Consider the following 6,753-nt stretch of genomic DNA (forward strand, 5'->3'; position numbering starts at 1 on the left):
CACTGCGAGTAAAGGTGATTGGCGTTGCGACATAGTCGTCAGCCGCCTTGGTTCCATCAGCGTACTGATAGTGAACTGTTTCATTCACAGTCTTTGTATCAGTTGTGACTGTTGGGGCATCCTTCGTGTACTTGACCGTGTAAACCAAGTCACTTGAATCTGGCGTGACATTCTGAGCAGCGATGCTTGTTTGGTCAGCGGTGTAACCTTTCAAGGTTGGACTCGTCACTGCTGCAAAGCTTTGATCGGCTGTCCAAGCACCGTAAGTTTTTTCACCGGTTACAGCATCTGTTGAGACACTGCGAGTAAAGGTGATTGGCGTTGCGACATAGTCGTCAGCTGCCTTGGTACCATCTGCGTACTGATAGTGAACAGTTTCGTTCACTGTCTTCGTATCAGTGGTGACCGTTGGGGCATTTTTCTGATAAACGTAATAAAAATCCTGATCTTGCGCGCTAAAAGCGATGTCTTCCGAAATTGTTAAATAATGTTTCATATCGGATGGAAAGAGACTTTTATTTGTGATTAGAGTATAACCTTTAATATTTTCAGGAGTAGCTGAAAAATCAGGTGATTGACTGGAAATATTAGATCCCGATGGATATCCATATGAATATTGTTGAGTAGAAATTTCTTTTCCTTGTTGATCAATATAATGAACGGTTATTTTACTTTGACCTTCAGATTTTGCATTAGATGGGGTGGTTGATGCTTCGAATGTTGAATTTGAAACAATGCTATTCGTACCATCTTCATTGACGCTATAAAGGGTTGATTGGCCTGACAATCTGTTTACGATAGAACTATCAGAAAATTCATAACCAGATTGCATTTCGTAGTTAACAACATTTAATTTTGAAATAATTTGGTTCAATTGATCATTTAAGTCTGATGATCGTTTAATTTCTTGGGCTTGATTTGCAACTGTTGCTGCGTCGTCATTAGTGTATAAATCGTGATAAGTATAAGCACCCTCTCCTGTCAAATTCCCAAGATTGTATGCAAGTGTGTACGTTCCATTATCGTTATATATAATCACGCCCGAATGCTTACCAGCTTTATTTAAAGCTACTATAATTTCATCATTGGTGGAATTATTTGGTAACTGAATTAAATTAGTGATACCGGATCCTGCTGAAAAGTTGTAGTCCACACTGTTATCACCACTAACAACGTATTTTCCGTCTTCACTAATTTTTAAAGTATGTGACCCTAAGTAATTATCAGGGAAAACACCTATAATGGAGGACCCAGAAGCCTGAACCGTTTGGATGTTAATTAAATTACCAGATGGGATGTTTGTATTACCAGGATTCTTCCCATTACTTTCCAACATATTATTGAGATAATTTGAATCTTGAATGGTAGTACCAGTATTTACTGTATTAGAACTAGCACTATAAGCGAAATCACCTGATTTAAAATTTTGATCGTCTTTTGCATATTGGCGTTTTGTCGGTACAAAGATAAATTGACTATCGCCAATATTGATAACAATGTTTTTTGAACTATCGGCCGCAACAAGCGCAGCAGAGGGGCTAGGCTTTTCTACCAAAGAAACATCCACATTTTTTCCAATAGTTTGATCAAATTGATCACCTATAGTAACGATGTAATAGCCAGCACCTCCAAAATGATCAACCGCTTGATATTCAACAGTACCAACATTTTTAATAACTAATGAAGACCCTGAACTAATTGCTGAACCGGGAAGATCATAAGAATTATTGCTAATTCCAACAGGAATTTTAATTTGTGTTCCTGGTGTCAAACTACCGTCTTGTTTTAATGTGAATGATAAATTAATGCTGTCGATGTGTGGCGATTGATTTTGTAGCTGAACAGTTGAACCGTTTGACATCGAAGTCCCATCAGTAGTGTTAATCATTACGGCAAGATTGGAAAGCTGTTTTTCAGTAGCAGTATCTGGCACAAAGCCGAGAGTGGAATTACCCGTAGCTGACTTTACATCGGCAGAAACCGTTTGATTCAACATACCAACTGCAAAAATACCGGTAGTAGCGGCAGCAGTTGCCCAAATTTTTCCTGATTTATACATTTTAAATCTTTTTTCCATTTTGATGCCTTTCCTATTATATTTATGAAAAGCTAAAACAAGCTTTCAAAATATTTTAAGCGCAATCCAATCACTAACATTAAATTCACCAAATTCGCTTTGAAATTGGTGGATTTTATTTGTCATTTGGAAGCTGTCGCTGTAGTAACGACACTTTGAGTATAACAAAAGATAGTTGAATGTCTCAAAAATCAATGACCTAATCTGCCAGTCCTCCCTATTTCCATTCATTTGTGTATTTATATGTATATGTGTATTTATACATATAATTGCATTTATACATATAAATATATATAATAAAAGAGTAAAGTCGAAAATTTAAAAGGAGAAAAATGATGGCAACTGAAGGATCATTACCCGAAACAAATCACCAAAATCACTTACAGGAATCAACGATTGAAAGCCGAGCGGAGGATGAAAAACAAGGTCAGGCCCCTTCTTCAACAAAGCCGCGTATAAAACGAGAGAATAAAAAGCAATATGTTATCATGATGAAGCCATCCATCCATGATGAAGCAGTGATCGATGCAGCCAATCAAGGGTTAAGCTTTTCTGCTTTACTGGAACTGGTTTTAAAAGATTATTTAAAAAAGCAATGATATTTTCAGTGGTAATTTGGGAGAAAAAACATGCAAAAATATTATCCATACACAGAAACTAGCACAGGTGGTGCCATCTTTGGCTTTTTGTTTATCGCTATGTATTTTGTCTTCTGGTTTGCCACTATTTATCTTGCTTGGCGTCTCATTAAATTCACGTATAAAATGACTATTAAGTTTTATAAATATTTGGATCAAGACCCCAAATGGTTGGCCGAAACCAAAGCCCAGTACTATGGCCATCGTTAGGTAAATCATGGGAACACGTTATTCGTGTTCCCTTTTTTGTTTGTGTGAGTAAAGAAAAAGGCCTACCAGTGGCAGATCAATGCTCTGGTAGGCCCCGCGGCTTTTGGTGATTGGAATTTGGATTGTTGCGCAATTTGTATTGATAATTGATACTTGTTGATATCAAGGTATTTCACTGCATGAATTAAAGGGTATTTAGTGTTTGAAGAAGAATGCGTAAATACTAAAATGGTGGATTACACAAAATATGCTAAGAGAGAATTTTAAAATGAAACGAAAAGTCATTACTCAAACGAAATAATGTGTTCATCCAGTCAGCCAGCGGGTGGAGGAATAGTCCCCTTTTTCCTGTCCCTTTTTAAAAAGGGACAAGATTATTATATAACAAAAAGATTGGCAACGCGACTAAACAAATACAAAGATTTCAAAGATGACGAATTCACTCTGCGATTACGGTTCCTTCCAATGAAGTTGACCAACCAATTAGGACCGGCGTGTACCAATTCTCGGTTAGGTAGTGTCCATTTACTGGTCGAGTTCCATTCATAATTTGTTGCATTTCGTCCCGTGTGAAGTAATTAGGTAACGATGAATTATTTCCTTCCCAGTAGAAGCCACCTTATCCGTCCTAAATGGCGATATGCCCATAGTTAATGCCACCATCTTTACTTACCAAGTTCCAATAAACTGGGGCCTTTATACCAACAGGAAATTGATCATTATAGTGCATCGTGCCTGCCCTTCCGGCCTTATCCGCAGCTACTTTAGCAGAATAAGATCGGTTTGAATAAATATTGAAAGCATCGTCGACATACTGCAAGCAGAGACCGGGAGCACCATAGGTATAAGTATTAGGAATCATTAATTTGTCTGATTAAGGACGTCTCGTCTTTTCCAGAAAATAACACATCACCAGTCGCTGCTCTGACCGCGACATATTGCATCCTTGCTTGCATATTCTTCCTCCTAATACTTTTAACCATTATAAGACCTATGGAGCTGATGGCAAAGAAAAAAGGCTACCAGTGGCAGATTAATGCTCTGGTAGATCCCGCAGTTTTTACTGACCTTATAGTTTACGAATTGAGATTGTTAGTAAAAAATTGTCCATTTTAATTATAGTTAGATAAACCCTCGTTATTATTTTGGATTATTTTGATCATATAAAGTGCAAAATTATTTGCTAATTAAAAGCTATGAAACGATAACGTTTGAAAATAATAACTTAGTTACGGAAGTATACAAACAGGTTTATGTAAAATATTACTAATCGTTTAATAGATGTGATAGTATTAAATATATATTAAATATTGAAATAGAACATGACGAGGTGAAATTTTATGGACAACAAATTGAGATATAAAATGTATAAGTCAGGTAAGCAATGGATATTTATTGGTTGTATATCATTTATGGCAATTACCGGAACGTCTGTTGCATCACACAAAGTAATGGCTGATGAAGCACATGTTGAACAATCTAATACTCAAGCGTCTGATGAAGAAAAAAACAATACGTCTACTACGACTGTGTCATCAGATACTACCCAAACACTTTCTAAGATAGATAAAGATAGCCAATCTGCAGCAGAACAATCAACAGGTAATTCGATTAATTCTAAAGCAGTGACAGAGCCACAATCTTCGACGGACACACAATCTGATAATCAAAATGCCAGTGTAACATATATTGATCAAACAACTGGTATAACAATTAAAACAGATTCGTTAACAGGTAAGAGTGGCCAGGTAAGTGATTATCGAACAAATGATACTATTACATGGTTAACAGGCAGAGGATATGAATTAGTTTCCAACGATTATCCAGATAATGGTGTTGTCTTTGATCGAGATGATAAAACAGATCAACACTTTACTGTTATTTTGAAGCATAAGACTACTGTAGTCACACCAGATAATCCAGGGCAACCAGGATACCCTGTTAATCCAAGTAATCCTGGTGGACCACGTTATCCTAATGAATCAGCTTTAAATTGGTTATATCGAGAAGTTAATCAAACTGTAAATTATGTTGATGGCCAAGATAAGACCGTTGCACCAAGTATTAAGGATCAAGTTATCTTTACCCGAACGGGCCTGATTGATCAAGCGAACGGTGCGATTACTTACACTGGATGGCAGGCCAAAAATAATGATAATGAGCTTGATGAAAAGCAATCACCAGTGATTAGTGGCTATTATACTAATCAATTGAATATTCCAGCGCAGACTGTCACACCAGATACAGAAAGTGAAGTTAAGACAGTAACATACCATAAGTTGGGATCGTTAGTGCCGGATGTTCCGGGATCAGCATCGGTTCCATATCCGAATGATCCTAAAGATCCAAGCAAAGCGGACAATCCAATTATTCCAAATATTCCAGGTTACACACCTGTTGATTCAAAAGGCAATCTATTAAAGCCAGGTGACACTTATCCGATTGATTTGAGTAATCCGGGTCAAAACACCCCTATGCATTATGTAAAAGATTTAGTTACTAATAAAAATGACGATGGTAATGGAGTAGATACCGGCAAGAATGTCTCCTCTCCAATTGACAATCGTGATAGTGCCACTCATTTACAAGCTAAAATTGTACGCAAAAAATCCACAACAGACACTACACAAAATATCACTTCAAAGTTACCCAAAACTGCTACTCAATCTGTTAGAAACGGGAATATTAGTATATTATTAACTGTGGTGATGGGCAGTGTATTAGGCTTGTTAGGATTAAGTATTTCAAATAAAAAGTAATAGTATTAAATTATTTTTGCACTGCGCATTTTAAACATGAAGTGCCTTATAAAAAGGGAACGCGTTGTTCGTGTTCCTTTTTTTATTAGTGGTGAATTGTCAACTTAAGTGCAACATTTTCTCTTGATAAACTTGATTAGCGGATTTCCAACCAAGTATTTTCCTTGGTTGATTATTAATCTGGCCAACTATCTCGTTTAAGTAGACATTCGAATGATAAAAATAGAAAACTGCCTAATATTGTAGATTAAGAACTGATTGTGTTAAACTTAGAAACTTTTTAAGATGTGGTGGCTATCATTAGAGCGATACTCCCTTTTCCTTTGCGTCAATATTATTATTAATGGTGTAAAAACAAAATGAAAGCCACCAATTTCACTTTGAAATTGGTGGCTTTCATTTGTTATTTGTAAGTTGTCGCTGTAGTATTTTCAATTATCAATGTGCTCCTTTCGAGTTACTTTTACTTTTATGAATAAAGAAAAAGGCCACCAAAAGAATGGTGGGCCCCGCGTTATTGACTTACTGTACTGTTTGTTGCACTATTGGTTATTTATGTTTTAAATGAATGAGTTGTTATCAATTGATTTTTGAGAGTGTGTTTAATGTATTATATCAAGAGAATGAGTAAATACTCAAGTACCGAATCAAAAAAAAGGTAGAGAAGCGGTTTAATTGAAACGAAAACATGAATGAAAGTTAAATAAATTAGTGCAGTCAACATTGCGGGTGGAGGAAGAATCCACGTTTCCTTGTCCCCTCTCCCAAAGGAACAACTTTATTATAATACAAAAAAGTCATAGATGACTAAAAAATACATAAATTATAATATTTTATTTTATAATGAAATTTATTATAAAAAAACCAGTTAAAGGTAAAATATTTCCCTTTATATATTGATTTTTTAAATTATTTTAAAAAAGTGTCGCCAACGCTTTAATATGTTTCTTTTTGTACGTGGCAGATTACAAGTTTAATTCGAACGCATCCGTAAAAACTTCCAATGGTGTTTGATAATGATGTAATTTCATGGGCCGCTTGTTAATGAGTTCAACCGCCTCATATAATC

The 6,753-nt window shown here is 35.9% G+C and carries 5 protein-coding genes and 1 pseudogene; 3 read left to right on the plus strand and 3 right to left on the minus strand.

Going from position 1 to position 6,753, the window contains the following annotated elements; translation table 11 throughout:
- A partial coding sequence (locus AABI20_RS07455) for a mucin-binding protein (protein ID WP_338347338.1) occupies positions 1 to 2,077 on the minus strand: 2,077 nt, incomplete at its 3' end.
- 335 nt (positions 2,078 to 2,412) lie between these two features.
- Between AABI20_RS07455 and AABI20_RS07460 the strand changes: the two genes are divergently transcribed.
- Both AABI20_RS07460 and AABI20_RS07465 read left to right on the plus strand, forming a co-directional pair.
- Positions 2,413 to 2,676, plus strand: coding sequence for a hypothetical protein (locus AABI20_RS07460; protein WP_338343748.1), 264 nt, complete (start codon positions 2,413 to 2,415; stop codon positions 2,674 to 2,676).
- Between the two features lie 30 nt (positions 2,677 to 2,706).
- Entirely contained in the window at positions 2,707 to 2,925 is a 219-nt protein-coding gene (locus AABI20_RS07465) for a hypothetical protein (protein ID WP_338347341.1), read from the plus strand.
- 628 nt (positions 2,926 to 3,553) lie between these two features.
- Here the strand turns inward: AABI20_RS07465 and AABI20_RS07470 are convergent.
- Positions 3,554 to 3,787 (minus strand): hypothetical protein, encoded by a 234-nt coding sequence (locus AABI20_RS07470; protein ID WP_338347342.1) that lies wholly within the window; start codon positions 3,785 to 3,787, stop codon positions 3,554 to 3,556.
- A gap of 478 nt (positions 3,788 to 4,265) precedes the next feature.
- Here AABI20_RS07470 and AABI20_RS07475 point away from each other — a divergent pair, with 478 nt between their 5' ends.
- Positions 4,266 to 5,684 (plus strand): mucin-binding protein, encoded by a 1,419-nt coding sequence (locus AABI20_RS07475; protein ID WP_338347343.1) that lies wholly within the window; start codon positions 4,266 to 4,268, stop codon positions 5,682 to 5,684.
- 965 nt (positions 5,685 to 6,649) lie between these two features.
- On the opposite strand, the pseudogene AABI20_RS07635 reads toward AABI20_RS07475, so the two are convergent.
- A pseudogene (locus AABI20_RS07635) lies at positions 6,650 to 6,753 on the minus strand (IS30 family transposase); the annotation flags it as partial.

Source organism: Fructobacillus cardui, assembly GCF_963580785.1.
Lineage (GTDB): Bacteria > Bacillota > Bacilli > Lactobacillales > Lactobacillaceae > Fructobacillus > Fructobacillus cardui.